Here is a 23,236-nt window from a genome sequence, read left to right as displayed (position 1 = left end):
GGGCCGCCGATCAAGAGGGGCGGCCCTGGGCCTGGTCAGCGGCCGAGCAGCCCCGAGGCATCGGAGTAGTTCCGCAGGGGCACGGAGAAGGCCACTCGCCCGCTCCGTGCCCACTGGAGCACGATCCGCACGGAATCGCCGGCCGCATAGCCGTGCGTCGCCTCCGTGAGCATGATGTGCGCACCACCCCCGCCCAGCACCTCCGTGGCACCGCCCGCCACGGGCAGGGCCGTCAGGTCCACCATCCGGCCGTCGAGCGTCGTGTGCAGCGTGGCGAGGCCGTCGGGGCTCTCCACGGCGATCAGCGTGTCGGCCACGGCGGCAGAGGCGCGGAACCCAATCGTCGAACTTCGGCTCGAGGCGAGCCCCCAGGCGACTCCGTCACGGATGGTGACATCCCCCACCGCGGCACTCGCCCCGGTGACCTCGGGGGCCCGCCGACAGCCGGGCAGGAGCACACTGGCCATCGCCACGACAGTCCATCCAGCCTTCATCGGGTGCTCCGAACAATGGGGGCCATCAGAATCGACCCGTTGGTTGCCGTCATCCATGCCACGTCACCATCTCCCTGCCCCAGCAGCCCGAGCATCTCCCGCTGCTGCGCCGGGGTCCAGTTGCGAATTCTCGCCGCCGAGCCTGGCGGGATCTGCGCCACGATGCGGGCACCGAACAGCCACGCGTCGGAGACGACCGGGATGGCCGGACCCACCACCACGACGGCGCGTCCGGCCAATCCGCCGGGCACCGCGGCGTCTCCGGCCCGACGCAACCGTTCGAAGCGCGCGGTGTCCTCTGTTGCGCGCTTCATCAGTTCCGGGACGTAGATCGCCCCGCGCAGCACCGCAGACACGAGTCCAACCCAGCTCAGCACCAGGACGACCTCCGACCGAAACGGCCGGGCTGATGTGGCGATCCCCGGCGCGCGCCACCACCAGAGGCAACCCATCGACGTCAGCAGGACGAACGGCGCGATCAGTCGCGGTTCGGCGTGCACCACGATGAACTGCGCCACGCCAGCGAGGCCGAGCACCACCAGCAGCACCGCCATCCGTTGCTCCCGCCAGCCCCTGCCCAGCAGGCCGCGGCTCCTGCTGAGGAGTGCCACAGGGAACAAGACAAAGAGCAGCAGTTGCGGGGTCCAGAGCGAGATCACCGCCCAGCCCTGTCGACTCCAGTAGCCGACCAGGTCGAAGAGGTCGAGCGGTGCGCGGTTGATGCTGCCGACCTCGGCCTGCCACGCCGTCGGATCGGACCACGGTGCATACGTCCATTGCGTATTGCTGAAGTCCGCCACGGTGACCAGTTCGCCGTCGGCGAGACGGAGCCCACCGTAGCGCGCATGGGCGCCGGAGTGTTCGTCGGGTGTCCGCGAGTCGCACCGTTCGAGATACCAGCAGGCGTTGAAGGCACCCGCGCTGCCGAGCGTCGGCCGACCGGACTTGAGCGAGAGCGGCACCACCCACAGCGCCATCACCACAAGCGCCACACCACCTGCGCGGACAAGGGTGCGGCGCATCGCACGATCCCCGGCGATCGCCAGGATCGCCACGGTGACGAGCAGCCAGGGCCAACTGCTGGTCTTGGTCAGGAAGATCACCCCGAACCACGCCCCCAGCGCGTACCATCGGCTGCCCGCGCCACGGAGCAACTCACCGCCCAATCCGAGGACCGCCCCAATCAGCAGCAGATCGGGTGTCACGGCGTCGAGTCGTGGGGTCCGCGCCGACGCGAGCAGGAAGGCCGCAAAGAGGGCGCGCGCGACGATCGGGTCGCCGTGCACTCGGGCCATTCGCCAGAGCAGCGCCACGATGCCAAGTGCGATACCGACATTCAGAAAATGCACCTGCCCCAGGAGCGTTGCACCGGTCGCGCCCGTCGCGGTGCCGAGCACCGCGAGGAGCAGCGGGTAGAGTGGACTCCAGTAGCCCTGGACGGCGCCGGACCAATCACCAGCCGAGAACCGGGCCGCGATGTCGAGATAGGAGACGCCGTCGGGGTTGAGCGCCGTGCGACTGGTCCATCCGAGCACGATGCAGAGCGCCGCGCAGACGGCGGCGATCAGCGCGATCTCGAGTCGGGTCGCGACCGACGACGTGGAGGCGACCCGTGGCACCGTCATCCGGCGGCCACCGCCGCCGGCGGCGATGCGTCGACCGAGAGCACGGCTTCGAGCAGTTGGCCACCTTCGGTGCGAACGAGCACGCGAGCGGCGGCGTCCGTGTCAGGCTCGGCGTTCTCTGTCGAGGCGTTGGCGCTGAAGGTCCAGCCCCGCTGCGAGAGGGCATGCGCCACTCGGGCCGCGGCGGGGGTGGCCACGGCATGGAGCAACTTGTCGGCGGCGCCTTCGTCGGCCCCATCGGGTGCGGCCAGGGCGGTCACGTCCGCGGCCGTCATGCGCAACACCAGCGCCACGGATTCGCTCCCGCCCACGCGGGTCAGCGAGACGCGGACGCTCACGAGCTCTCCGGTGGGGCCGTCACCTGCCTCGACGAGCGACGATTCCTGGCCTGTCAGGATACCGAGCGACTGTCGACAGGCCACACCGAGGTCGGCGCCCACCGCCGCGAGATGCTTGGTGAGCTGACCGCCGTCGTCGCGCAGCCCGGCGATCAACGACTCCAGCGACGCGAGCAGCTTCTGCGGCACGTGCGTCCGTTGGACGATCGCATCGAAGGCGTCGCCACCTTCGGTCACGGCGTGATCGGTCAGCAGCACCACTTTGCTGGCCCCGCTGGCGCGGAGCGTCCGAGCGATGACCACTTCGGAGGGCATGGCGAGGCCCTGTCCGAGGAGGACAAGCAGCGGCGGCGCAGCGATCGCGGAGGCAAAGGCCGCGGCGGCCGGGAGATCGTCGACGATCGCAAACCGGCTCCCCAGGGCGGCACGGACGACGGCACCATACCCGGGCTCGCGGTCAATCAGCATCAGCGAGTCGCGGGTCGTGCTCGCCGCCGTGGGCGCGGCGCGCCGTGCCTCGACGCGGCCGAGCAACTCATCGAATCGTTGGCCGGCGGTGGCGGGATCGAGCGGCTTGAGGAGATAGTCCTCGATGCCGAGGTCGACCATGCGGAGCACCAGCGCCTTGTCGGAGATGGCCGACACGGCCACGACCGGCAATTCCCGGTAGGCCGCCGAGCCGCGAAGCGCTTCGAGCAAGCCGAGCCCGTCGAGGTACGGCATGGTGACATCGGTGATCACGAGGTCGGGGCGTTCTGCCTCGACGGCTGCCAGTGCGGCGACGCCATTGTCGGCTTCGGTGATCTCGACATGGGGGTGACGCGATGCGAGGCGGACGACCAGCCGCCGCATGGTGGGATCATCATCAACGACCAGAACCTTCACGACGCCTCCGAGGGGAACGACGGCCAGCACCGGCCGCTGTTCAGGTTATCGGCCCGATGGCCACGGGCTTCACTGGCGACTTGGGCGCGTGGCCGCGAGCAGATGCCACGCCGGTTGGGCAGCATCCGCCGCGAGGTCTCGCGGGTCGAGGCCCAGCAAGGCGAGAATCGTCGGGCCGACCTGTGATTGCGTGGTGGGGATGGTGGTCACGACGCCGCGCGGCGCCACCCCTGCCCCGACGGCGAAGACCCAGATGTGCTCCGCACCCGCGACATCCTTGCCGTGCGATGTCCAGTCGGCCGGCGTCCGGCCCCGCCCATGGTCGGTCGTGAGCACCAGCGCCGTCCGCCCGCGAAGCACCGGATCCGCCTGGATGGTATGCCACAACTCCCGCAGCATCGCATCGGCCTCGTGCATCGCCGCGAGGTAGCGGTCATACCGGCGCGCATGCGCATCCTCGTCGGTCTCGCCATGCCCGATGTGGAGCAGTCGGGGATGGTACCGGACGAGGTAGTCGGCGGCGAGGGCATGGGTGAAGCCGTCGAGGCGCATGGCGACGTCGGGATAAATGATCCGACGCTGCAGCGGCTCGATCACCGCTCCGGCCCCAACGCGGGACTCCGGTGGCAGCGGCTCGAACGAGGCGCTCACGACTACGGCTTCCGGTCGGTTCGAGACCAGCCGCCCCTGCACGGCCCATGAGGTGAAGGCAGCGACATCGGTGTGCTTCGTCGCCAGCCGGTCACGCACGACATCGAAGATGGTCCGGTGGGCGTAGCGGCGATCGTCGTTGGAGGTGACGTCGGGCTGCGCCTTCCCGGTGAACAGCTCCTGATAGCCAGGTGCGGAAAACTTGAGACCGTTGGTGATGGTGGTCGGCGCCCCATCGAGTCTGCCGACGAGGGCACCTTGGGGCACCAGCGAATCCCAGAAGAACGGCATCAGCACCCGGCGACGCTCGGCCACCGAGCCGCGCCAGAAGCGACCCCGGGTGGCCGTGGTATCGACGATGCCGGAGGCCTTCTTGTCGAAGAGGACGAGGGAGTCGGCGCCGCCGAAGAGGTCCTCGGGTCGCACGCCATCAAGCGTGATGAAGATGACGTGATTGGCCGGACGCTGGGCCGCCACCGGGGCGGCTGCCAGCCCGAGGGCGAGGAGCAGAGCAAGGCGCTTCACTCAGCGACGATCCTGGAAGAAGTGCCGAAGAATATCACCGCAGGCTTCGGCGAGCACCCCGCCCCGCACCTCGGGGTGGTGGTTCAGGCGCGGATGGCGCAGCAGGTCGTGCACCGAACCGGCCATCCCCGCCTTGTCGTCCCACGCCCCGAAGACCACCCGACCGACCTTGGCGAGGATGATCGCACCGGCACACTGAGCACACGGCTCAAGGGTGACGTACAGGGTGGCATCGGGAAGTCGATCACTCCCCAATGCGCCGAGTGCCTCGCGAATGGCGAGGCACTCGGCGTGGGCCGTCGGATCGCCGGACGCCACGGTCCGGTTGTGCGCGGCGGCGAGCACCCGATCGCCCACGCAGACCACGGCGCCGACCGGGACCTCGCCTGCCGCCGCGGCCGCTGCGGCCTGCGCGAGCGCCAGCCGCATCCCCGCGAGGTCGAGGGCGGAGGGTGGCGCTTCACCCACTCGCGGCCGAGACCCGCTCGAAGGTGAGTTGCTCGCCCACCACGGTGACGCGGATGATGTCGCCCTCCTCGTAGGAGCCCGCGAGCAACTCCATCGCGATCGGGTTCTGCAGCTCGCGCTGAATGACCCGCTTGAGCGGACGCGCGCCGTAGAGCGGATCGTACCCCGCGTCCCCGATCCACGACATCGCCTCCGGGGTCACGTCGAGCACCATCCCCTTGCCGGCGATCAGCGCGCGCAACTTCCCCAGCTGCAGTGCCACGATCTGATCGAGATCCTCGCGCGTCAGCGGATGGAAGACGATCACGTCATCCACGCGGTTGAGGAATTCGGGACGGAAGTGCGCCCGCAACTCCTCGAGCACCTTGGACTCGATCTCGAGCCACTCCACCGGATCCGGCTCCCGCACGGCGGTGATGAAGCGCCCGCCCAGATTGCTTGTCATGATGATGACGGTGTTCCGGAAATCCACCACCCGTCCCTGGGAGTCGGTCAGCCGGCCATCGTCCAGCACCTGCAGCAGCAGATTGAAGACGTCGGGATGCGCCTTCTCGATTTCATCGAACAGCAGGACGGAATACGGCCGCCGCCGCACCGCCTCGGTCAGCTGGCCGCCCTCTTCGTAGCCGACGTACCCTGGGGGTGCCCCGATCATCCGCGAGACGGCGTGCTTCTCCATGTACTCCGACATGTCGAGCCGCACCATCGCCCGTTCATCGTCGAAGAGGAACTCGGCGAGCGCCCGCGCCGTCTCCGTCTTGCCGACACCGGTCGGGCCGAGGAAGATGAAGGAGCCGGTCGGGCGCGCGGTGTCCTGCAGTCCCGCCCGGGCCCTCCGCACGGCATTCGATACCGCGGCAATCGCCTCGGGCTGTCCGACGACCCGTCGGGCCAGCTCGGCCTCGAGGCGGGTCAGCCGCGCCCGATCGGATTCCAGCATCTTGGTGACCGGAATCCCCGTCCACTTGGCGACGACCGATGCGATGTCCTCGGTGTCCACCTCCTCGCGGAGGTAGCGCGCCCCCTGCGAGGCATCGCCGAGCTTCGCCTCCTCAACGGTGAGTGCGCGCTCCAGCTCGGGAATGCGCCCGTAGCGGAGCTCACCGGCCTTCTGGAGATCGCCACTGCGCGTGGCCTGGTCCACCTCGGCGCGCAGCTGCTCCACTTCGGCCTTCTTCTTCTGGATCTTCTCGATGGCAGACTTTTCGGACTGCCACTGCGCCTTCATGCCGGCACTCTTCTCCCGCTGCTCGGCGATCTCCTGCTCGAGGATCGACCGACGCTCGATGGACGCCTTGTCCTTCTCGCGCAGGAGCGATTGCCGCTCGATCTCGAGCTGCAGCACGCGCCGCTCGACCTCGTCGATCTCCTGCGGCAGCGAGTCGATCTCCATGCGGAGCCGTGCGGCGGCCTCGTCGATCAGGTCGATCGCCTTGTCCGGCAGGAAGCGGTCGCCGATGTAGCGACTGGAGAGGGTGGCCGCCGCGATCAGGGCGTTGTCGGTGATCCGGACGCCATGGTGGACCTCGTACTTCTCCTTGAGGCCGCGGAGGATGGCGATGGTGTCCTCCACGCTCGGCTCGCCGACGTAGACCGGCTGGAAGCGCCGCTCGAGCGCGGCGTCCTTCTCGACGTGCAGGCGGTACTCGTCGAGCGTCGTGGCGCCGACCACGTGCAACTCGCCGCGCGCCAGCGCCGGCTTGAGCAGGTTGGAGGCGTCGACCGCACCCTCCGCTTTCCCGGCGCCCACCAGGGTGTGCAGTTCGTCGATGAAGACGATGTAGCGCCCCTCGGCGTCGGTCAATTCCTTGACCACCGCCTTGAGGCGCTCCTCGAATTCGCCGCGGTACTTCGCGCCCGCGAGCAGCAGCCCGATGTCGAGCGCCACGACCTCGCGATTGCGGAGCGAGTCAGGGACGTCGCCATTGACGATCCGCTGCGCCAGCCCTTCGACGATCGCCGTCTTGCCGACGCCGGGCTCGCCGATGAGGACGGGGTTGTTCTTGGTCCGCCGCGATAGCACCTGCATCACGCGCCGTACTTCCTCGTCGCGACCGATCACGGGATCGAGTTTTCCGTCCCGTGCCGATTGGGTGAGGTTGCGGGTGAAGCGTTCGAGCGCCTGATACTTCTCTTCCGGCGTCTGGTCGGTCACGCGATGCGACCCGCGCAGCTGGGCGAGCGCGTCGCGCAACTGCTTCGCGGTCAACCCGGCGTCCTCGAGCAGGCGGCGCGCGGTGGTGCCCTTCTCCTCGGTCAGCGCCAACAGCAGATGCTCGGTGGAGACGTAGTCGTCACCGAACTCCTTGCTGAGCTTCTCGGCGCGATCGAAGAGCTTCGACAGGCCACGATCGATCGTCGGCTGAGTGTCGCCACCCTCCTGCTTCGGGAAGGTGGCGACCTCGGCCTCGACCAGATTGCTGAGGCGGGACACCGTCACCCCGGCCTTGCGGAGGAGCGGCGGCACGATGCCATCGTCCTGGGCCAGCAGCACGGCGAGCAGGTGCGCGTCATTCACGACCGGGTTGCCGCGCTTGCCGGCATGCTCGATCGCGTCCCGCACCGCTTCCTGCGCCTTCACGGTCAATCGTTCTGGTCTCAGCATCGGACATCCCTCCTGGGCTCTCGTGGAAGATGGCAAGGGACGCGCCGCGCCGCACCTGCCGGAATGGCCGAACCGAGACTCCCTAGGTATCGGTGTATGCCTGAAACGCCGCGAGGGACGCACAGGCGTCCCTCACGGTTGGGTCACGATCAGCTTTCTGGTGCGTGGAGCCCGGTCATCCACGGCAAGCTGGAGGTAGTAGATCCCGGGCGGCGCAACGCGCGTCCCGCCATCGATGGTGCCGTCCCACACCGCCACGTAGGCCCCGCATCGCAACGGACTGTTGTCGAGCGGAGTGGTTCGCCGTCCCCGCAACCGCAACGCGGCCACCGGATTGGCAAGCACATTGTAGACCTTCACGCTGACGCGTGGAATGTGATCCTTGCGGCAGACCTCCGCATCGATGGCAAACGGAACGAGCGCCGCCGGAAGGACGGGGTTGGGGCGCGGTTCCTCGAGCGAGATCACGGGCCGATCGGACGACCGTTGGGCAACGGCTGGCCTGGTCACCACCCCGAGGAGCATCGCCACGACCACCGACCAGAGCAGTCGGCGCATGGAAACTCCTTCAGGCAACACACAATGGTGGGTTCGAACAGGCCTCCGTCGGGTGACGGTTCGGGAATGGAACAGCTGAATAGTGCCACCTCGGGGCCTCCCGGGCCACTATCCCGTGCGCCGCCACGCCTCCAGGGCGGGAAGCTCCCCATCGGCCAGGTGGTGCCCGACCCAGCGGGCCAGCAGCCGTCGATGGGCAGCCGCGTGGGGGGCATCCAGGACCGGAAGGTCGGCGCCCGGGGTCAGCAGGGCCACCACGGCGGCCCGGTCCTCCCCGGCCAGCCGCGCGGCACCTGCCCCACGGGCGCAGGCCGCGCAGAGGAAGCCACCATCACCGAGCGAGAAGGCGACGGCCCCCTCGGGAAGGTCGGCGCCGTCGCGAGCGCAGTGCTCGAGGGCCGGCCCCAGCCCGAGGTCCCCGATCAGCCGCCAGAGCGCCCGCAGACCCACCACCTCGACGGCATCCAGGGGCGCGAGCTCGATGAGCGCCACCGCCTGCCGGATTTCATCGAAGAGGGGGGGATTGCCGATCGGCGGCACGAAGCGCACTGCCAACTCGGCCAGGGCGGACGCCGCGTGGAACCGACCCATGTCGTTCGCCAGGCCGCCATGCCACCCTGTCAGGTCGAAGGCGACCATGGTGTGGAGGTCACCACTCCGCGACTGGAGCAGGTGGGCCTGACCTTCGCTGAGGAGTTGGAGGGAGGCGCCGAATCGGCTCTTGGGGCGCAGCGCCCCTTTCGCGATCGCGCTGAGCATCCCGAGGTCGCGCGTGAGCAGCCGAACGATGCGCGACGTTTCCCCGTATCGAATCGACCCGAGGACGATCGCTGGGGTGATGGTGGGGGAGCCCGCCACCGGCTCAGTTCAGCGGTGGGAAGAGGTCGGCCTGGATCTCGGTGATAGCGGCGGCCACCGGACAGACGCCGGTGGCGATGGTGCGGCGTTCGACCAGGTCGGAGCCGAAGACGCGCACTCGGCCGGCGCCGCCGGCGACAGTGCAACTCCCCGCTTCGACCACGTAGCTGCGGCCCAGGCCGTCGCTGGCGAGGCCGCGCGGCTGCAGCAATGGAATTCCCGATCCTGCGCCGCGCTCGAGCTCCCGCGTCCGCGTGTTGAAGACCATCAGTCCCTCAGCCGCGCTCGCGATCAGGAGGCGATCGCCACCATCCGAGACCATGTAGGTCGGTGCCACACCGAGACCTCCATACGAGGCCACTTCGCGCTGACGGACCGGATCGACCGCCGAGAGGCGACCCTCGACCGTGCCACCGTTGCCGGCGTTGAGCACATAGAGGAGGCCGTCGCTGGACGTGACGGCGGCGACCGCGTTGCCCGGACCGATGAGCGGGATGGAGTCGAGCGGATTCTTCCCGCGCTCGAACGGGGCAAGCCAGCTGGCGTTGTTGGCGCAGCTGACCTGGACCGGATAACAGCCGAGTCGGTTGCCGTTGACGAAGAAGACGCGGCCGCGTGCCATGCCGAAGGCCTGCGGCCCCTGCGTCAGTCCATTGATCTGCTCCGCCGCACCCGCGGTGGTGAATCGGGTCACCAGATTGGCGACCGGCGAGGCGGCGTAGCCATCCCCTTCCTCGGAGAAGGCAATCGACGCGATCGGCGAGTTGTCGCCAAGCGAGGTGACGATCTGGGCAACGACCTGGTGCGTGACGAGATCGACGATCAGAATCAGGCCGCCCGCGTTCATGCCGACGGCGGCCTTGGTCCCCCGCACCGCCAGAGTGGTCGGGGATCCCACCGTGGTGCCCAGCGGAATGGTGACCGTGGTGGCCGTCGAATCGACAGCCACCAGCCTGAGGGCGCGCTCCTGCTGATCGAGCACCACCAGGACCTCGGTGGGGAGCGACGTCGGCCCCGTGGTCGCCGCGCACGCGCCGAGGCAACTCGCAAGCAACAGGGTGGCAGGCCGAAAGCGCATGGTCACATTCCTCATGACATCAATAGCGGAGCTGGGCCCCCACAAAGAGGGTGCGCCCGCGACCGGGGAAACCGACCACCTGATCGTAGGCCGCATCGAACAGGTTTTCGCCCCGGAAGGTAAGTGCGGCGCCGGGAGAACCTGCCCCTGCGCGCCGGACCGGGAGCTCAAGGGAGAGGTCCACGGTGGTGTAGGAGGGTAATGCGGTCCGGGTCGCGGGGAAATCCCGGTAATCGACGTCGTCCCGCTCCCCGACGTAGGTCAGGCTGCCACCCAGGGTCACCCCGGCCCGCTGCAGCGTCGCGGTGACCCCGCCACTCGTCGGCGGGCGGCGGAGCAGCCGCGCGCCCTGCTGGAAGGTCAGGGACGATGCCGAGCCACTGTCGGAGACTTCCGTGGCGAGCCGGGTCCAGTGCCCGCGGAGGGTGAGCCCTCCCTCGGCCCGGACCACCATCGAGGCCTCGATGCCTCGACTCCGTGCCGCGCCAAGGTTCACATACGTCGGCTGCCCCGGTGCGGCGCCCACGTACTGGATCAGCTGCCGGAAGCGCTGGTCAAAGGCGGTGACCTCGATCGTCGCGCGACCGCTCAGCTGTTGGGCCACCGCGACCTCTGCATTCCGGGTCCGCTCGGGTGCCAGCCCAGGATTGCCAACTTCATAGGGATCGGTGGCGAACAGTTCGGCAAAGGTCGGTGCCTTGAAGGCCGTGCCCACTGCGCCCCACACGCGAGTCCCTGCACGGAGCTGCCAGGAGGCACCAGCGCGCCACGTGGAGAAGCTCCCGAACGCGGAGTTGTCGTCGAGGCGCGACCCCAGCTGGATCGAGACATTTCGGTGCGGTGTTGCCAGCATCTGGGCATACGCGTGACGAGTGCTCCGGTCGGCTGCGAAATCGGTCGCCTCGTCGAATGCGCCACTCCCATAGTTCTGCCGAGTGCGGCCAGTGGAGGTGATCTCCTCCCGCTCCACGCCGCCACCGATCGACAGCGTCGCCTGCGGCAGCCGACGCCAATCAAGGCGTGCGTCGATCCCTCGCCGCCACGTGACTGCGCTGCGATCGCTGTCGAAGCCATACCCGAGGGTGTCCGCCGGGGTATCGGAACGATTGGTGGCGCCGGCGCGGAGTCGCGACGCGAATCCTTGCAGCGTCCCGGTGAGGAGTTGACCGAGCGGGGCACTCGCCTCGGCGCCGAGGGAGAGGCGCCGCTCCGTGGTGCGCTGATTCCGATCGACGGGGACCCCGGCAAAGTCGGTGGGATACCCGGCCGAGACATCGCCACCCCGTGCGGTCAGCGCCACGGTGCCGCCGTTGCTGGCACGCCAATCGAGCCGCGCCGACCCGACCCGATTGTCATAGCGGCTGTTGAACGGATAGATGCCGTCACTCGCGAACCGTGATCCCGACAGCGAGAGGCCGGTCTGCGCACCGCCACCCGCAATGCGCGCGTTCCAGTCGCGCGCGCCGAACGTCCCGCCGCGCACCCCGAGCGACCCACTGCGCCGTGCCGACCCGTGGCGCGTGAAGAGCTGGATGACGCCGCTCATCGCATCGGCACCGTAGAGCACCGAGACGGGCCCGCGTACCACTTCGATCCGGTCGATGTCGTCGGTCGTGAGATCGGCGAGGTTGAGCGATCCGCCGGGCGCGTTGAGCGGCACCCCGTCGAGGAGCACCTTGACGTAGTCGCTCTCGCCGCCGCGCAGAAAGAGCGACGTGACCGCGCCGTACGAGCCGTTCTGCACGATCGCGACGCCGGGGACCTCACGCAGGGCATCCTGCACCAGGCGCACGCCGCGCGCGCGCAGATCGTCACCACGCAGGACGGTCGTCGCCGCCGCGACGGGCGCCGCGGTCGGCAGCCGTGTCGCGGTGACGACCAGATCGGCCAACGCGGCGGTGTCACGCACCACGCGCTGGGCACTCGCCGTCGACACGGCGACCAGACAGCCGAACAGGCCGGAGAACGCCCGGCACACCAGAGACTTCATGGAGCAGGATCCTCTCGCAAAGGGGGAAGCGCCCGGCCGCTCTCGGCGGCTTCGGCGCGTCGCAATGGGACGACTTGCGGGGCACCGTCGCACCACGAGGTGACGGCGACCGGCCAGCCGAAGACGGCGGAGACCACGTCCTCGCGCAGGACCTCGGGCGGCCGACCCTCGGCGACCGTGCGTCCACGGTCGAGGAGGATCAGGCGATCGGCGAAGCGGGCGGCGAGGTTGAGTTGGTGTGTGATGACGAGCACGCCGAGCCCTTCGGTGGCGAGTCGGCGGAGCAATTCGAACAGTTCCATTTCGTGCCCGACGTCGAGGGCGGCGGTCGGCTCGTCGAGCAGGAGCAGCCGCGGCGAGGCGACGAGCGCGCGCGCCACGCGCACCCGCTGCCATTCGCCGCCGGACAGCGTGTCGACTCGACGGTCTTCGAGTCCCGAGACGTCGCAGCGGCGGAGCGTCGCGGCGACGGCGGCATGATCGGCGTCCGCCACCGGCGCCACCGGGCCGAGCCGCGACCAGCGGCCGAGCAGCACGGACTCCAGCACGGTGAGCGGAAAGGTCGACTCCTCGCGCTGCGGCAACGCGCCGACCACTTCGGCCAGCTCGCGTCGCGACCAGGTCGCGATGGCGCGGCCGTCGAGGTCGACCGTTCCCGCGTGCAGCGGCAGCAGCCCCAGCAAGGCACGCAGCAAGGTCGACTTGCCGCTCCCATTGGGACCGACCACGCCGACGATTTCGCCGGGCTGCAGCGTCAGCGAGACGGCGTCGAGTGCCGCCGTGGCGACGCCAGGATATCGGACGGTGAGCGCATCGGCCTGGAGCTTCATGCCAGACTCCGTCGCAACAACACCGCGAAGAGCGGCACGCCGACCAGCGCCGTGATCACGCCGACCGGCAGTTCCGCCGGCCGCACGACGGTCCGCGCCACGGCATCGGCCAGCACGGTGAAGGCGCCGCCGGCGAGAAAGACGGCGGGCAACAAGCGCCGGTGCAACGGGCCGACCAGGCCGCGGAGGGCGTGCGGCACCACCAGCCCCACGAAGCCGATCGTCCCGGCGACACTGACCGTGGTCGCCGTCAGGATCGAAGTGGTGAGGATGACCAGGCGCCTCGTGCGATCGACATCGGCGCCCAGCATCGCCGCCGTGTCCTCGCCGAGGGCCAGGAGATCGAGCGCACGAGCAAGCCACCAGAGCAGGCCGAGCAGAGGGGTCGCGATCACCGCGAAGCGGAGCACCGCGTCCCACGACGCGCCGGCAAAGCCACCGAAGAGCCAGACCGTCGCCGCGCGGAAGGCGAAGGGATCGGCCACGGCGAGGAGTGCGGTGGTGACGGCGCCGGCGAAGGCGGACACCACCACACCGGCAAGGAGGAGGACTCGCGGATCGAGGCGACGCCCGGCCACGGCGGTGATGCGATAGACGAGGGCGACGGCCGAGAGCGCGCCGATCGTGGCACTGGCGGACACACTCCAGCCGGCCGGCAGGCCCGCCACCACGCCGATCACCGCGCCGAGCGCCGCGCCACCCGAGAGGCCGAGGAGCCACGGTTCGGCGAGGGGATTCCGCACCATCGCCTGCAGTGCGGCGCCACAGGCCGCGAGCGTGCCGCCGACGCCGAACGCCAGCACGATGCGCGGCAAGCGCAGCGACCGGATGATGGCACCGTCCTGCCCCGCCCCGTCCCGAAGTGCGGCCAGGACCGTGCCTGGTGCGAGGAGGACCGGGCCGACGAAGAGCGCCGCCACCATCACGCCGAGCGCACTCACCGCGAGTGCGGGGAGGGCGTGGCGCAAACGGTGAGCGGCGCGTGGAGTCACGAAAAGGCCCGTCTCCGACATGGGGTCGAGGACGGGCGGGACGTGAGACGCAGATGGGCGCGGACGCACGGCTCCGCGGACTTCCACGACCACGCCACCATCCCCTCCCCCGAGGGTTTATTGGTGGCGCGAACGGAGAGGTCTCCTGGCTCCGGGCTCGTCGTTCGCCTTCCCGGGGGTACTACCCCAGTGGCGCAATGAACGACGTCTTACTGCTGCCCGTTACAGTGGCGGGGCCGCGCCGGCATTTCACCGGACTTCCGAGCTGCCCCATTCGCTGGTCTTCAATTGTGCCTCAAACTACCGTCGCGGAATCAGGGCGGCAAGAGCGTGCGCACCTGCTCCTTCAATGCGGCGCGCGCTGACTGATACTGGTGCCATTCCGCAGCGTCGTGAGCCGCTTCACCCCCTGCATGCGCGGCATCAAGCCGGGCAATGGCGTCGAGGAGTTCGTCGACGGGTGACGAAACCGTCGCGGTGACCGCAGACGGCCGCCGTGGCCGGGTCGCGCGGCGTCCACTCAGCAGTGCCATCACGATGAGCCCCACGGCGAAACACCCCGCCACGGCCTCGGCTACCCAGCCTGGCAGCTGTCCATCGCCGCCAAAGCGCAGCTGGATCGCCCCGGGAGCCACCATGGCGCCGGTCCATCGCGTGTAGTGGCGGCCGTCGACCGTGGTCGTATCGGCGCGCGCGAGCGGTGCGCCCGCCGTCGCGGCCGCCTCTTCGAGCAGGACATTGACGACCGGTGTCCCCTCGGCCCACGGCACGCTGAGCGCGCGCGTCGCCGGTGGAATCTGATAGTGCACCAGCAGCTGTCGTTGCCCGGGTGGCACCGCTGCATGCAGCTCGAGCGTGTCGCCGTGGAACTGCACCGCCTCCTCTGCGAAGTCGGACTCGCCCAGCACGAGGTTGACCGCGGTCTTCGGCATCAGGAAGCGCCACGAAGCAGCGGAGAGGTCCGGTGGCACGCGCGTCTGGTAGCCGTCGTTCGCCAGGATGAGCAGGTCCACGGCGCTGCGGGTACCGTCGGCGGCCGGAGCGCTGATCACGAGATGACGCGCGGCCAGCGCAATCGGCGCCGAGGAGGCGCTGTCGGACACCACCAGCGTGACGAGTGAGTCTCGCTGGCCATGCGCGCTGCCGATCGGCGTGGAGAAGTACTGCACACCATCCCAGCGCGACGAGATCAGCAGGATGGCGGTGGTGTCTGCCGGTTGGGCAAAGCGAAACCGGCCGTCCGCCCCGACGCGCAGCGAGTCGACTGGCCCCTGCTTGCTTGGCGTGACGTAGTGCAGCACGACCATCGCACCGGCGGCGGCGACGGTGTCGCCGGGTGCGGCGACACGCACGACGCGGCCAGCCACCATCCCTCCGGGGCCAGCCGCGCCGATGGCCATCGCCACGAGGGCGCTGGCAAGCAGTGACATCACCTGCTCAGGTGCCCGCGTCCCAGCTGGCGAGGTAGTGCTGCTGCTCGGCGGTGAGCGTGTCGAAGGCGGCACCCATCGCAGCCATCTTCAGCGTCGCAATCTGGATGTCGACGGCCGGCGGCAGCTTGTGCACTTCGTTGCCGAGCTTCCCAGCCTGCAGCACCAGATACTCGGCGGCAAGCGCCTGGTTTGCGAACGACATGTCCATCACCGAGGCGGGGTGGCCTTCGGCGGCGGCGAGGTTGATCAGGCGGCCTTCGCCGAGCACCAGGATCCGCTTGCCGTTCACCACGAACTCCTCGACGAAGTCGCGGACATGGCTGCGGCTGGTGGCGAGCCCGGCCAGCGACTCCAGGTCGAGTTCGACGTTGAAGTGCCCGGAGTTGGCGACGATCGCGCCGTCCTTCATCGCGGCGAAGTGTTCGCCGCGGATCACGTGAATGTTGCCGGTCAGGGTGCAGAAGAGGTCGCCGAGCGGCGCCGCCTGCGCCATCGGCATCACCTCGAAGCCGTCCATCTTGGCCTCGAGCGCCGCCACCGGATCGATCTCGGTCACCACCACCGTGGCGCCGGCGCCGCGGGCGCGCATCGCAAAGCCGCGACCGCACCAGCCGTAGCCGGCCACCACGACCGTGCTGCCCGCGAGCAGCATGTTGGTCGCGCGGATGATGCCGTCGAGAGTCGACTGGCCGGTGCCGTACCGGTTGTCGAACATGTGCTTGGTGCGCGAGTCGTTGACTGCGAGGATCGGGAAGCGGAGGATCCCTTCCTTCGCCATCGCCTTGAGGCGGATGACGCCGGTGGTGGTCTCCTCGGTCGAGCCCTTCACGCGGCCAACCATCGCGAGCCGCTCCTCGGGCGAAAGGGCCTCGACCATCGCCTTGATCGGCGGCGCGAGGTCGTCGAGGCGACCCAGCGCGACCATCATCAACGCACCGACGAGGTCGGCGCCGTCGTCCTGGGTCAGGTCCGGCCCGAACGCGAGCGCCTGCGCCAGATGGGTGTAGTAGGTCTCGTGGTCCTCGCCCTTGATGGCGTAGACGTGCACGCCATGGTCGCGGACGAGGTGGGCCGCGACGTCATCCTGAGTCGACAGCGGATTCGACGCGCAGAGCGCGATCTCCGCACCGGCGGCCCGCAGGGTGATCATCAGGTTCGCCGTTTCGGTCGTGACGTGCAGGCAGCAGGAGAGCTTGCGGCCGGCGAGCGGACGTTCGGTGGCGAAGCGCGCACGGATCTGCCGCAACACCGGCATCGAGCGCTCGGCCCATTCGGTGCGGCGCTTCCCCTCGTCGGCGAGGGAGAGGTCCTTGATGTCGTGCGGGGCGTCAATGGCAATGCTGGTCATGGTGGTCCTCACGCCTTGACGGCGGTTCGAAGCTCGCGGACCCGGTCGGTCCGCTCCCAGGTGAAGCGCTCGACGCGCTGCGGACGGTGGCCGGCATCTTCGTAGAACCCCTTTTCGTAGGGGCGGCCGAAGTGGCCATAGGCGGCGGTCGCGGAATAGATCGGTTGGCGCAGCTTGAGGTCGGCAATGAGCACGGCCGGGCGCAGGTCGAAGACCTCGCGCACCGCGCGCTCGAGCACCTCATCGGCCACGACACCCGTACCGAAGGAATTCACGAAGACGGAGACCGGGCGCGCGACGCCGATGGCGTAGGCGACCTGCACCTCGCAGCGCCGGGCCAGCTTGGCCGCGACCAGGTTCTTCGCGACATGGCGCACGGCGTAGGCCGCCGAGCGGTCGACCTTCGTCGGGTCCTTGCCGCTGAACGCGCCGCCGCCATGGCGGGCCATCCCGCCGTAGGTGTCGACGATGATCTTGCGGCCGGTGAGGCCGGCGTCACCGTGCGGGCCGCCGATGACGAAGCGACCGGTCGGGTTGACGAGGAACTTGGTCTTGCTGCTGTCGAAGCCGAACTCCTCGAGCACCGGGACAATCACGTCCTCGACCATGGCGCCCTGAATCGTCTTCTGCGACAGCGAGCGATTGCCGACCTTGTCCGCATGCTGCGTCGAGAGCACGACCGTCTTCACGCCGATCGGCCGGTCGCCCTCGTACTCGACCGAGACCTGCGTCTTGCCGTCCGGCCGGAGCCAGCCATGCCGGGGCATCCCCTTCCCGCCCCGGCGCACGGCCGCCAGCCGCTCCGCCAACCGGTGCGACAGGACGATCGGCAACGGCATCAACTGCTCGGTCTCGTCCGAGGCGTAGCCGAACATCATCCCCTGGTCGCCGGCGCCCTGGTCGTCGGGGCCCTTGCCGTCGACGCCCTGTGCGATGTCGGGCGACTGCCGGTCGATCGACGAGAGGACGGCGCAGGTCCGGTAATCAAAGCCGAACTGCGAGTCGGTGTAGCCGATGCGCTCGATCGTGGCGCGCACGATGTCGGCGATGTGGACGTAGGCCGAGGTGGTGATCTCGCCGGCCACCACGGCCATGCCGGTGGTGACCAGCGTTTCACAGGCCACCCGCGCCGCGGCATCGCGAGCGAGAATGGCATCGAGTACGGCGTCGGAAATCTGGTCGGCGACCTTGTCGGGGTGCCCTTCCGTGACCGATTCGGACGTGAAGATGTGGCGTGCGGCCGATGACATCGGGCCTCGCGAATGAAGTGAAGACCTCATGGGGAACGCGGCAAGCTAGTGCCCGTCGACGGGTGCGGCAACGCGCCGGCCGGGTCGACGAGCCGGAGATCCAAATGGCGACCCACGGCCTCCCGAAGGATCGTCTCGACGGCGGCGGTGGTCGTCGCCGCGGCGGCCGCCTCGGCCGCCTCCCGCGCCGCCGCCATTGGCATGCTCCGGACCACCCACTTCACCAGCGGGATCGAGGGCGGGGCAATCGACAGCCGATCATAGCCGAGGCCGAGGAGCAGGACGGCCGAGATCGGATCAGAGGCCATCTCGCCGCAGACCGACGAGGGGATCCCGGCGGCGGCGGCGGCGAGACGCACCTGCCGCAGGGCCCGCACGACGGCCGGATGGAGCGGCGAGAAGCGGGCCGCCAGCCGGGCGTTGCCCCGGTCGACGGCGAGCGTGTACTGGGTGAGATCGTTGCTGCCGACGCTGAGGAACGCCGAGACCTGGGCGAACTCCGCCGCCAACGTGACGGCGGCCGGCGTCTCGATCATCACACCGACCGGCACATCCGCGGCGGCGCGAATGCCGTCCCGACGCAACGATTCGGCCTCTTCGGCCAGGATGGCCCGTGTCTCCAGCACCTCATCGAGCGAGATGACCAGCGGCAACATCAGCCAGAGGTCGCGATCGGCGGCGGCGCGCAGGATCGCCCGCAACTGCGGCCGGAACAGCCCCGGCTCGTCGAGGCAGACACGGATCGAGCGCCAGCCGAGGAAGGGGTTGGCCTCCTGCGGCGAGGCGAAGGCGGCGGGAAACTTGTCGCCCCCCAGGTCATAGCTCCGCACCACGACGGGCTGCCCGGCAAAGGCGGCACCAACCCGGCGGTAGTACTCGGTCTGCTCATCCTCGGTCGGGAGGGTGGCACGGCCGGAGACCAGGAACTCGGTGCGCAGCAACCCGACCCCTTCGGCACCATGGCGCAGTGCCGGCTCGACTTCCTCGGGGAGGTCAACGTTGCCCTGCAACTTGATGCGGACCCCATCCGGTGTCTCGGCCGGCGACGACGCGATCCCCTCGAGTTGCAGCTCGAGCTTGTGCCGTCGCGAGGTCTGCAGCCGGGCCACCTCGAGTTCGTCATGGGTGGGATCGATGATGATCACGCCGCTCTGGCCGTCGAGCAGGACGATCGCCCCCTCGGCGATGCGGTCGAGGGCGCGCGGCACCCCCATCACGGCGGGAATCCCCAGCGAGTGCGCCAGGATCGCCGCGTGCGAGGTGCGCGTGCCCTCTTCGCAGATGAAGCCGACGACGTGCTCGCGATCGAACTGTACCGTCAGCCCCGGCGACAGCTCGCGCGCGAGGATCACGACCTGCTGGTCGATCTCACCCAGCCACGCCTCATCGGTGGCACGACCCAGCAGATGGGCCAGCATCCGGAGCTGGATGGCGTTGAGGTCGGCGAGGCGATCGCGCAGCATCGCCTGGCGTGACCCCTGCCAGGCGTTGCGCAGTTCGAGCGCCTTGAACTCGTAGGCCGTCTCGGCCGAGAGGTTGTTCTTGCGAATCAGCGTTTCGACACTGGCGATGAAGGTCGGGTCCTGCACCATCATCATCTGTGCATCGAAGATGCGCGCCTCTTCGGGGCCGGCGCGCACGGCGGTCCGATCCCGCAACTGGGCGAGCTGCCCCAGCACGGCGGCGACCGCCTCGTGCAGCCGCGCGATCTCCGCGTCGTGCTGCTCCGGCGGGACATTGCGATCCGGCACTTCCGGAAACGACCAGCGCACCGCGACGACCGGGGCGAAGGCCACCCCGGGTGAGACGCCGACCCCGCGAAGCACGCGCTCGCTCATCGTTCCCCGAAGCCGTCGGCGATGAGGGCGAGCACGGCCGTCATGGCGGCCTCCTCGTCGGGGCCGGTCGTGCGCACCTGCACCACCGCGCCACACTCGGCGGCCAGCATCATCACGCCCATGATGCTCTTGCCGTTCACGGACTGGCCCTGACACGACAGCTCGATTTCGGCCCCGAAGGTCGCGGCGAGACGCACGACCTGGGCAGCAGGTCGAGCGTGCATCCCCAGCGGATTCACGATCACGGCCTCGCGTTCAATCACCGGAAACCTCCGACGACGAGGAGCGCGACTGCCACAAGCGCCAGACCGAGGCGGAGCCCGGTGACGCGGGACCGAGTCCCGGGCGCAATCGCGAGGAGCGCACCGACCACGCCGATCGAGGCGATGGCCAGCGTATGGGAGATGGTGACTTCACGGAGCAGGTACATGCCGGCCACCGGAATGCCGAGTCCGACGGCAAAGGCGGCGAGGCGCTGGGCATCATCGGCGCGGGCAGGCAGCCACGAGCGCTGCAACGCCCCGCCGACGCCGAGTCCCTCGCGCATGCCGAGATCGAGGCCCCAGACGGTCAGGGCGAGCCGCAGGATGTTGTGGGCGATGACCGCCACCAGCACGGCATAGCCACCGAGCCATGGCGTCGCAGCCAGGGCGAACCCGATCAACGCCGGCACCTCGCCGGCCCAGATGAGCTGATCGCCCATCGCGCCGAGCGGGCCGGAGAGCGCGGTGCGCAGTCGGATGATCGTCTCGCCGGGGACGTGGTCCCGCTCGGCGCGCACCACCGCACCGACCGCGACACCGGCGAGATACGGATGCGAGTTGAAGAACTCGGCCGACCGGGCCACCGCGGCGCGACGCACCTCGGGTGGTTCATCGGCGAGGTAGTGACGCAGCAGCGGCGTCGCGGCGTGACCGACGCCGATCCCCGACATCCGCTCATAGGTCCACGCGGCCTGTACGCCGAGCAGTCGGATGACGGCCTGCTGACGCGGGGTCATCGTCCGAGCACCAGCAGGAGTCCGGTCGCCAGGCCGACCGCAAGCCAGCGGCGACGCGCGCCGGCGCCACCACTACGCAATGCGCCGCCAAGCGACGCGGCAATCCCGCCCGCGACCGTCGCCATGCCGACGAGCCCCATCCGCGGGAACGCATCCCAGGGGAAGGCCAAGGCGAGGGAGATCACGCCGAGGCCGACGGCCCCGAGGAAGACGCCGCGAAGGCCGTCGCGCGCGAGCCCGTTGCGCTGCAATTCCCAGATCGCGCGCGCATCGCCTGCGGCCACCCGTTCCAGGCGACGGTGGATCGACTTCGCCGTGCGCCGACGATGCACGTGGAGGGTCCAGCCACCGAGAATCGCCAACGGCAACCCGAGCAGCCCGGCCACCGCCAGCGTCGGGGCGGCGGGGGTCAACGCGGCGGCGGCGGCGGCGGTGACGGCGGCGGCTCCATAGTCGGGATAGCGCGCGGCGCCGATCGGCAGCACGTCCAACGCATACAACTCCAGCACCGCCCCAACCAGCAGTCCGGCCGTGGTGTCCCCTGCCAGCATCCCGGCGACCGTGCCCGCCACCAGCGGTCGGGCCAGCAGCCCCTGCGGCATGGAGACGAGATCCACAGTGACGAGGATGCTCCAGAGCGAGAGGACGAGGGCGAGGGTCCAGCTCACAGGAAGTCCGCCAACGGGACCGGTGGCGAGGTCGGCAGATCCTGCGCCGTGATGGCCGCGCCATCGCTGGCGAGCCGTTTGAGGATCGCCGTGTCGGCGTCGTCGAGATAGAGGTAACGCAGCCGCTCGGCGCGATCGGCGCGATGATGAATGCCGCCGAGGTTGATGCGATGGGCGACGACCGGTTCGGCGTCGTGCAGCGCCGCCATCGTCGTGAGGTCGCCCGTCAGCAGGATGCCGGCGCGCGGGTCCGCGGCCCAACCCGCGAGGGAGGCGGTGGCCTCGGCGGTGCTCGCAAAGATGATCTCGACCCCTTCCGGGACGGCCATGCGGTAGAGGTCCTGCTCCCAGGTGCTGGCCCGGACGCCGTTGTCGACCAGCACGATGAAGCGCGCGGCGAGCGGTCGGCCCCAGCCGATCACGACCTGCCCATGCACCAGGCGGTCATCGACGCGGAGCAGGACCAGCGCCATCAGCGAGCGGCCACCGCACGGGCTCCGACTTCGGCCACATGGGCCGCCACGTCATCGACCGCACCTTCGCGATGGAAGACAAACTCCAGCAGCATCGCCAGGTTGACCCCGGTGACCACGCGAACCCCCGACATCGTCTGCAACTGCCGCATCGCGGCAAAGAGGCAGGAGCCGCTCGGCATGTCGATGAAGACCAGTGCCGGGCCGCCGTCCACCGCCGCGACGATGCGTGCCTCGAGCGCGCCGCGGTCGCAGTCGGTGTTCGACACGGCCACCAGCCCCGTCTCGACGCCGGCGATCTGCTCCACCGCGCCCAACATGGCCTGGGCGAGTTGCCCGTGACCGACGATGACTCCCCGCAGCATGGTCATTCGAAGTCGTCCCGCAGGTATTCGCGCACTCCGCGCTTTTCCCGCATCTTCTTGATGAGGCGCTCATTGAAGGCGGCGGCAACGTCCACCCCGCTGTAGCGCAGCAAATGCATCATCGCCACGACCTCGGCGATCACCGTGATGTTCTTTCCCGGGTTCAACGGCACGATCACCTTCGGGATCGGCACATCGAGCACGACTTGCGTGTCGCGCTGCAGGCCGGTCCGGTCGGCGCCCTGCGCCGTCTCCCAGTCTTCCAGCTGCACGATCACTTCGATCCGCTTCTGCTGCCGGACCGAGCGCGCGCCGAAGAGTGCGGGGATGTCGATCAACCCGACGCCGCGGATCTCCATGTGGTGCGCCGCCAACTCGTGGCCCTGCCCGAGGAGAACGTCGGTACCCCGCCGGGTGACCTTCACCACATCGTCCGCGACGAGACGATGGCCGCGCTCGACGAGGTCGAGCACGCATTCGCTCTTGCCGATGCCGGACCGACCGACGAAGAGGAGGCCGACCCCGTAGACGTCCGAGAGCGAGCCGTGCAACGTGGTGCGCGGCGCAAACGCATCTTCGAGCATCGGCTTGATGCGCTTGTAGAACTCGGCGGTCTTGAGACGCGTGCGGAGGACCGGCACGTGGCGACCGCGGGCCAGGTCGAGCATCGGCTCCGGCGGGTCCATTCCCTTGGTGATGAAGACACACGGGAGGTCGTACTGAAAGAACCCTTCAAGCGCCGATGTCCTGACCTCGGCCGTGAGGGAGGCGAGATAGCTGATCTCGGTCTCGCCGAGCACGTGCAGCCGGTCCGGCATGAAGCGGCCGTGGTAGCCTGCCAGCGCCAGGCCGGGCGAGGCGATCTCGGCATCCGGCACCAGGCGGTCCAGGCCGAGCTCGCCCGTCAGCGGCTCCAGTTGGAGCGTGTCGCCGGCGGCCAGGAAATCACGGAAGCGCATCGTTC

At 69.4% G+C, this 23,236-nt stretch carries 22 protein-coding genes and 1 riboswitch; all 22 genes read right to left on the bottom strand.

What is annotated here, in order from left to right; all coding sequences use genetic code 11:
* Positions 1-35 precede the first annotated feature (35 nt).
* The 22 genes from IPG05_12080 to hprK all read right to left on the bottom strand — a co-directional run bounded on the left by IPG05_12080 (position 36) and on the right by hprK (position 23,231).
* Positions 36-494, bottom strand: a complete 459-nt coding sequence (locus IPG05_12080) for a copper chaperone PCu(A)C (protein MBK6495817.1) — start codon at positions 492-494, stop codon at positions 36-38.
* Positions 491-2,119 carry a hypothetical protein gene (locus IPG05_12075; GenBank protein ID MBK6495816.1) on the bottom strand — a complete coding sequence of 543 codons (1,629 nt, stop codon included), beginning with the start codon at positions 2,117-2,119 and terminating at the stop codon, positions 491-493. The genes IPG05_12080 and IPG05_12075 overlap by 4 nt, the downstream gene beginning before the upstream one ends.
* Positions 2,116-3,342, bottom strand: coding sequence for a response regulator (locus IPG05_12070; GenBank protein MBK6495815.1), 1,227 nt, complete (start codon positions 3,340-3,342; stop codon positions 2,116-2,118). The genes IPG05_12075 and IPG05_12070 overlap by 4 nt, the downstream gene beginning before the upstream one ends.
* Positions 3,343-3,411: 69 nt before the next feature.
* A complete protein-coding gene (locus tag IPG05_12065; protein MBK6495814.1) occupies positions 3,412-4,518 on the bottom strand; it encodes a hypothetical protein in 1,107 nt (368 codons plus the stop codon).
* Positions 4,519-4,947 carry a nucleoside deaminase gene (locus tag IPG05_12060; protein MBK6495813.1) on the bottom strand — a complete coding sequence of 143 codons (429 nt, stop codon included), beginning with the start codon at positions 4,945-4,947 and terminating at the stop codon, positions 4,519-4,521.
* 31 nt (positions 4,948-4,978) lie between these two features.
* A complete protein-coding gene (gene clpB / locus IPG05_12055; GenBank protein ID MBK6495812.1) occupies positions 4,979-7,588 on the bottom strand; it encodes an ATP-dependent chaperone ClpB in 2,610 nt (869 codons plus the stop codon).
* 135 nt (positions 7,589-7,723) lie between these two features.
* The gene (locus IPG05_12050) at positions 7,724-8,149 is read right to left on the bottom strand and encodes a hypothetical protein (protein ID MBK6495811.1); all 426 of its coding nucleotides are present in this window, start codon (positions 8,147-8,149) and stop codon (positions 7,724-7,726) included.
* A 108-nt stretch (positions 8,150-8,257) separates the two neighbouring features.
* Positions 8,258-9,007, bottom strand: coding sequence for a DNA repair protein RecO (recO, locus tag IPG05_12045; protein ID MBK6495810.1), 750 nt, complete (start codon positions 9,005-9,007; stop codon positions 8,258-8,260).
* A 4-nt stretch (positions 9,008-9,011) separates the two neighbouring features.
* Positions 9,012-10,085, bottom strand: coding sequence for a hypothetical protein (locus IPG05_12040; GenBank protein MBK6495809.1), 1,074 nt, complete (start codon positions 10,083-10,085; stop codon positions 9,012-9,014).
* A gap of 19 nt (positions 10,086-10,104) precedes the next feature.
* Positions 10,105-12,075: a TonB-dependent receptor gene (locus IPG05_12035; GenBank protein MBK6495808.1), complete on the bottom strand. Its 1,971-nt coding sequence runs from the start codon at positions 12,073-12,075 to the stop codon at positions 10,105-10,107.
* The gene (locus tag IPG05_12030) at positions 12,072-12,905 is read right to left on the bottom strand and encodes an ABC transporter ATP-binding protein (protein ID MBK6495807.1); all 834 of its coding nucleotides are present in this window, start codon (positions 12,903-12,905) and stop codon (positions 12,072-12,074) included. The genes IPG05_12035 and IPG05_12030 overlap by 4 nt, the downstream gene beginning before the upstream one ends.
* The gene (locus tag IPG05_12025) at positions 12,902-13,897 is read right to left on the bottom strand and encodes an iron ABC transporter permease (protein ID MBK6495806.1); all 996 of its coding nucleotides are present in this window, start codon (positions 13,895-13,897) and stop codon (positions 12,902-12,904) included. Before IPG05_12025 ends, IPG05_12030 begins: the two co-directional genes overlap by 4 nt.
* Before the next feature lie 118 nt (positions 13,898-14,015).
* Positions 14,016-14,199: riboswitch (cobalamin riboswitch) on the bottom strand.
* Positions 14,200-14,211: 12 nt separating this feature from the next.
* A complete protein-coding gene (locus tag IPG05_12020) occupies positions 14,212-15,327 on the bottom strand; it encodes a hypothetical protein (protein MBK6495805.1) in 1,116 nt (371 codons plus the stop codon).
* Between the two features lie 7 nt (positions 15,328-15,334).
* Positions 15,335-16,678, bottom strand: a complete 1,344-nt coding sequence (ahcY, locus tag IPG05_12015; protein MBK6495804.1) for an adenosylhomocysteinase — start codon at positions 16,676-16,678, stop codon at positions 15,335-15,337.
* A gap of 8 nt (positions 16,679-16,686) precedes the next feature.
* Positions 16,687-17,928, bottom strand: a complete 1,242-nt coding sequence (locus IPG05_12010) for a methionine adenosyltransferase (GenBank protein MBK6495803.1) — start codon at positions 17,926-17,928, stop codon at positions 16,687-16,689.
* A 26-nt stretch (positions 17,929-17,954) separates the two neighbouring features.
* Positions 17,955-19,766, bottom strand: coding sequence for a phosphoenolpyruvate--protein phosphotransferase (gene ptsP, locus IPG05_12005; GenBank protein ID MBK6495802.1), 1,812 nt, complete (start codon positions 19,764-19,766; stop codon positions 17,955-17,957).
* Positions 19,763-20,029, bottom strand: a complete 267-nt coding sequence (locus IPG05_12000) for an HPr family phosphocarrier protein (GenBank protein ID MBK6495801.1) — start codon at positions 20,027-20,029, stop codon at positions 19,763-19,765. The genes ptsP and IPG05_12000 overlap by 4 nt, the downstream gene beginning before the upstream one ends.
* The gene (locus IPG05_11995) at positions 20,026-20,766 is read right to left on the bottom strand and encodes a PTS system mannose/fructose/sorbose family transporter subunit IID (GenBank protein MBK6495800.1); all 741 of its coding nucleotides are present in this window, start codon (positions 20,764-20,766) and stop codon (positions 20,026-20,028) included. The genes IPG05_12000 and IPG05_11995 overlap by 4 nt, the downstream gene beginning before the upstream one ends.
* On the bottom strand, positions 20,763-21,434 hold the full coding sequence (locus tag IPG05_11990; protein MBK6495799.1) for a PTS sugar transporter subunit IIC: 672 nt from the start codon (positions 21,432-21,434) through the stop codon (positions 20,763-20,765). Before IPG05_11990 ends, IPG05_11995 begins: the two co-directional genes overlap by 4 nt.
* Positions 21,431-21,907 (bottom strand): PTS sugar transporter subunit IIB, encoded by a 477-nt coding sequence (locus IPG05_11985; protein MBK6495798.1) that lies wholly within the window; start codon positions 21,905-21,907, stop codon positions 21,431-21,433. The genes IPG05_11990 and IPG05_11985 overlap by 4 nt, the downstream gene beginning before the upstream one ends.
* Positions 21,907-22,278: a hypothetical protein gene (locus IPG05_11980; protein MBK6495797.1), complete on the bottom strand. Its 372-nt coding sequence runs from the start codon at positions 22,276-22,278 to the stop codon at positions 21,907-21,909. The genes IPG05_11985 and IPG05_11980 overlap by 1 nt, the downstream gene beginning before the upstream one ends.
* Entirely contained in the window at positions 22,275-23,231 is a 957-nt protein-coding gene (gene hprK, locus IPG05_11975; protein MBK6495796.1) for an HPr(Ser) kinase/phosphatase, read from the bottom strand. The genes IPG05_11980 and hprK overlap by 4 nt, the downstream gene beginning before the upstream one ends.
* Between the last annotated feature and the right edge of the window lie 5 nt (positions 23,232-23,236).

It is taken from the genome of Gemmatimonadota bacterium, assembly GCA_016704275.1.
Lineage (GTDB): Bacteria > Gemmatimonadota > Gemmatimonadetes > Gemmatimonadales > GWC2-71-9 > Palsa-1233.
This window is presented reverse-complemented; position numbering and strand designations above follow the sequence as displayed.

Coding starts and splice junctions, on each gene's coding strand:
- IPG05_11995 (MBK6495800.1), bottom strand. CDS start 20,766: ATGACCCCGCGTCAGCAGGCCGTCATCCGACTGCTCGGCGTACAGGCC.
- IPG05_12060 (MBK6495813.1), bottom strand. CDS start 4,947: ATGCGGCTGGCGCTCGCGCAGGCCGCAGCGGCCGCGGCGGCAGGCGAG.
- IPG05_12040 (MBK6495809.1), bottom strand. CDS start 10,085: ATGCGCTTTCGGCCTGCCACCCTGTTGCTTGCGAGTTGCCTCGGCGCG.
- ahcY (MBK6495804.1), bottom strand. CDS start 16,678: ATGACCAGCATTGCCATTGACGCCCCGCACGACATCAAGGACCTCTCC.
- IPG05_12010 (MBK6495803.1), bottom strand. CDS start 17,928: ATGTCATCGGCCGCACGCCACATCTTCACGTCCGAATCGGTCACGGAA.
- IPG05_11985 (MBK6495798.1), bottom strand. CDS start 21,907: ATGGCGCTGGTCCTGCTCCGCGTCGATGACCGCCTGGTGCATGGGCAG.
- IPG05_12075 (MBK6495816.1), bottom strand. CDS start 2,119: ATGACGGTGCCACGGGTCGCCTCCACGTCGTCGGTCGCGACCCGACTC.
- IPG05_11980 (MBK6495797.1), bottom strand. CDS start 22,278: ATGACCATGCTGCGGGGAGTCATCGTCGGTCACGGGCAACTCGCCCAG.
- ptsP (MBK6495802.1), bottom strand. CDS start 19,766: ATGAGCGAGCGCGTGCTTCGCGGGGTCGGCGTCTCACCCGGGGTGGCC.
- IPG05_12080 (MBK6495817.1), bottom strand. CDS start 494: ATGAAGGCTGGATGGACTGTCGTGGCGATGGCCAGTGTGCTCCTGCCC.
- IPG05_12035 (MBK6495808.1), bottom strand. CDS start 12,075: ATGAAGTCTCTGGTGTGCCGGGCGTTCTCCGGCCTGTTCGGCTGTCTG.
- IPG05_12030 (MBK6495807.1), bottom strand. CDS start 12,905: ATGAAGCTCCAGGCCGATGCGCTCACCGTCCGATATCCTGGCGTCGCC.
- IPG05_12020 (MBK6495805.1), bottom strand. CDS start 15,327: ATGTCACTGCTTGCCAGCGCCCTCGTGGCGATGGCCATCGGCGCGGCT.
- hprK (MBK6495796.1), bottom strand. CDS start 23,231: ATGCGCTTCCGTGATTTCCTGGCCGCCGGCGACACGCTCCAACTGGAG.
- IPG05_12050 (MBK6495811.1), bottom strand. CDS start 8,149: ATGCGCCGACTGCTCTGGTCGGTGGTCGTGGCGATGCTCCTCGGGGTG.